Here is a 537-nt window from a genome sequence, read left to right as displayed (position 1 = left end):
TGGCTTTTCAATATAATTTTTTCTCATTGTCTATTTGAATCAGAGAATGTTTCTCATCAACGTTTTGAATTGTATCCCATTTGTGGTTTTTTTATAATGTTACAAATAGGAAAGATTTTTTTTGTTTTTTTGTAAAATCTTTTCCATCGTATCGATATTCTTCCATTAATATCTTGTTATGAACTTCGTTCAAAAAAAAAGAAACCATGCCTTAACACGGTTTCTCTTTCTTTTTCTATTCTATTTCTTTTAACATTTTATAAATAATCAGGCCATTACTGACTGCCAGCACTTCATTTGCATTATCAAAATTAATTCCGGAAATTTGTTTTATTTTTTCAAGCCTGTAAGATATCGTTCTATAATGAACAAATTGCAAGGTTGTAATCAATTCTCCCTTATGTTCATCATCATATAAATATAATTTCTTTAACGTTTCCGGAATGCATCTTTCCAATTCCGTCATATCATCAACTTTGCCGAATATCTGGAAAAATCCGAGGTTCGAATAATGTACTACTGACTTATTCTTATCAC

General features: G+C 29.1%; 1 protein-coding gene. It reads right to left on the bottom strand.

Features of this window, described 5'->3' with window-relative positions:
• Positions 1-235 precede the first annotated feature (235 nt).
• Positions 236-537, bottom strand: a 302-nt coding sequence (locus PGW42_RS15825) for a PucR family transcriptional regulator (RefSeq protein ID WP_270235199.1), incomplete at its 5' end; no start/stop codon positions are given.

This window comes from Coprococcus sp. TM115-187 (genome assembly GCF_027679115.1).
Lineage (GTDB): Bacteria > Bacillota > Clostridia > Lachnospirales > Lachnospiraceae > Allocoprococcus > Allocoprococcus comes.
The sequence above is the reverse complement of the archived record's forward strand: the minus strand, read 5'-3'. Positions and strand labels throughout refer to the sequence as shown.